At 39.3% G+C, this 3566-nt stretch carries 1 protein-coding gene and 1 pseudogene; both read left to right on the forward strand.

The window, feature by feature from the left end; translation table 11 throughout:
- The first annotated feature begins 506 nt into the window (after positions 1-506).
- Entirely contained in the window at positions 507-3128 is a 2622-nt protein-coding gene (locus ACGHEH_RS21390) for a TonB-dependent receptor (protein ID WP_390449716.1), read from the forward strand.
- 63 nt (positions 3129-3191) lie between these two features.
- A pseudogene (locus ACGHEH_RS21395) lies at positions 3192-3566 on the forward strand (hypothetical protein); the annotation flags it as partial.

The raw sequence follows: 3566 nt of genomic DNA on the forward strand, positions 1-3566 counted from the left end.
AAGTATGGTAAGAGACGAAGGTCATGGTTACCAAATCCAAGAGAACATGGATGACTTTTACTCAGAGTTAGTAAAGTTCTTAGATAAAAACTTAAAGTAAAGTTTTGCAGCACCACATTAGATGTGGTGCTCTTTTGACCCTTTCACAAAGCCAAGAAATTCTTCAAAAGCAACAACCAAAATATTCTTTATAAAATCAAAAAAACTAATTTTAAATTAAAGAAATTATAATCTATTTCTTCAGGGGTTGAGCTGTTATGTCATACAAAAATGCTCAATATTTCATGAATGTAGCAATTACTGAAAATTCGTTAAATTAGCATCTCAAAATCCATCACTCTTAAATATTCTGTAAATTTTTTAACTTTAACCAGTTGACCTTTTGTTGTACCTAGTATTAGTATGTTGCCGTTGTATTGCATTAGGTACATATGTTAATTTTGCAATGTGACAAAATAAAAACATTATAAAACAAAGTCTTACGAAGTGAGATCAGGGAGAAAAAAATGTTAAATAATAAAGTTTCAAAAGCAGTTCGCTTAGCGATTGCTTTTGGTGCAGCATCTACAGCTGCATTTTCAGCGAATACTTTTGCGGCAGATGAAGAAGGTGCGGAAAAAGTTGAGCGTATCGAAGTAACTGGTTCTCGTATTAAGCGCGTTGATATGGAAGGTGTTGCTCCAATCACAGTTATAACTGCAGAAGATCTAGAAATTACTGGTGAAGTATCAGTTGCTGACGTATTAAGAGATTCAACGTTTAACTCTTTTGGTTCAGGTGCTGAGTCATCTGGCCAAGGTGGCGGTACACAAGGCATCGCTTCTGCTTCATTACGTGGTCTAGGTGCTGATCGTACTTTACTACTTATCAATGGTAAGCGTGTTGCACCGTCACCAGCTGCTGGTGGTGGCTCTGCAAACCTTAATGCAATCCCAATGGCGGCTGTAGAACGTATTGATATCGTGTCAAGCGGTGCATCAGCGATTTATGGTTCAGATGCAATCGGTGGTGTAATCAATGTTGTTCTTAAGAAAGACTTTGAAGGCGTTGAAATCTCAGGCTCTGCAGGCCGTCCGTCTGCACCTGGTGCAGATGAAAATTCGGCACAAATTGTTTTCGGTCTAGCTTTTGATAAAGGTAACTTTGTAATGAGTGCTGAGCACTCAGACCGTGAAGTTATTTACAGCCGTGACCGTGAATACACTAAATCGATCATTGGTGAAACGTGGGAAGATAACACAGGTATCAGCCCTGCAGGTCGTAATATTCGTTATTTCATCGATGATGATGGCGACGGTGTTAGAGACAGAATCGAATGGCGTGGTATTGAAAGCCAATGTGATACAAGCAATAACTTCGCGGGTATGCAGACACGTGGTGGTACGCAACCTGGCACTATGTGTGGTTATAACTACAGCAACATCGCTGCTGAAACGACTGATTTAACAAATTCATCAATCTATGCTCGTGGTGTTTACAACATTACTGATGATTTAAGCTTCAACCTAAATATTTTAGCAACTCGCTTCACATCTGCAGGTCGTTTTGCGCCAGCTGCGGGTAATTTCAATATCACAGGTACAGATCTAGCGGCTGATAACATTGATTTACCAGAAGGTTCAACCATTTTAGCTTCTCGTGCTTCGTGGCGTTTCACAGATAACGGTCCACGTGACTCAAGAACGTTAGGTAATAATTTTGACGTTAATGCTTACTTAACTGGCTACGAAGATTGGGGTCAGTGGGATGTAGGCGTTCACAGAAACGTTTCTAGTATCAACGAAATTGGTACAGGTTACATTAACCAGCAATTTGCTGAGCAGTTTGCTGCGGAAGGTACGCTAACAGATGAGCGTTCAATCGCGCTAATGGCTCACACAATCACAACCTGGAACAAGACAGATTATACAGCTTACAATGCTGGTTTCTCTATTGATTCTTTAGGCTCATTAGAAGGCGGTGATATCGGTGCTTACTTCTACTTCGAACGTGTTGAATCATCTTATAGAAAACAAGCTGATTCACTAAGTAATGCTTCAGCAGTAATTGGTAGTTCTGGTGGTGAAGCGAATGGTGACCGTCAAGTAACAAGTGTTGCAACAGAGTTTTTATTCCCTGTAATTGATGGTTTAGACCTTACATTAGCTGCTCGTTACGATGATTACAGTGATTTTGGTGATAACTTATCACCACAAATTGGTGTGACATATTCACTGAATGATGACTACCTTTTACGCGGTTCATGGGGGCAGGGTTTCCGTGCACCGACATTCGCTAACTTATACAATCGTTCACAAGGCTTCCCTTGGGTATATGTGACAGATCTTGGTTGGGGTCAGTTCGAAACTAATACCGTTGGTAATGAGAACCTTGATCCAGAGAAAACTAACCAATTCAACATTGGTATCGTCGGTAACTTAACAGATAGCATTAACTTCACGCTTGACTATAACTTGATCGAACTTGAAGATATGATTGCATACGAAAGTGCTGCAAATATCTGGGATAAGTACGAGGATGGAATTGCATTCAAGCCTGGTACGGGTGTGGAAGTAGTTGGTGGTATTCCAGAGCGCTTCACAGCTTCTTACATTAACGAAGGTGAGATGCGTGCACAGTACATTGACTTAAATCTAAAGGCAAACCAAGAAACTGCATTCGGTACTTTCCGTCAAAACCTACAGGTGTCTTACACGGTTTCTTATGAAACGCTTGAGACTGATGCAGCTACAGGTGATGAGTTCTTACTAGATGCGATTGGTCTAGACGGATTACCAGATTATCGTGCTACCCTTAACCTTGGTTGGGACTATGAAGACCATAGTGTAAACGTTACAGTAAAGTACATCCCAAGTCAGCTTGAAGAGTATAGATATGACACAGAAGCGCGTAGATATGTAGGTCGTGATGAAGCACGTGCAGGTAAGCGTTATAACATCGGTTCTTACGCAGATATTGATGTGAATTACCGTTATAATGTTACCGATGCACTTACATTAGCAGTGGGTGCACGTAACTTAACTAACGAAGATCCGAGCTTTGCTAATTTAGCTGATACTGAATATAATAGTAGCTTATATAGCATGCAAGGTCGTACTTATTATGCAAGCTTCAAATATAGCTTCTAATATTTATTTGTAGTCATTTAAAAAGCTAGCAGATTTGCTGGCTTTTTTTTTAAGGAAATATAAATGAAAGGTTTACTTCAATTAATCTATATTGCTTTTTTTATACTTTCGTCAGGGGCTTTGGCAAAAGTAAACTCATTGGAGCTTATTAAACACGATAAGTTTAATGAAATAGTCATTTCTCCAGATGGAAAACATTTAGCCGTTACTTATCGAGAAGATACAGAAATAAAATTGGCTATTATAAACCGAAAATCAAACAAGGTTATTTCAGGTTTTGATTACGGAGAATACCGACGTATAGTTCGTCCGCAATGGTTATCGAACGAAAGAATACTTTTTAATGTTGTTAAGTTTGTTGGTCTGTGGGATACAAAAGGTTATCCACCGCAAATTATGGCGGCAAATATTGATGGCACAAGAAGAGTAAATCTAACT

This window comes from Pseudoalteromonas sp. MTN2-4 (assembly GCF_042848605.1).
Classification (GTDB): Bacteria; Pseudomonadota; Gammaproteobacteria; order Enterobacterales; family Alteromonadaceae; genus Pseudoalteromonas.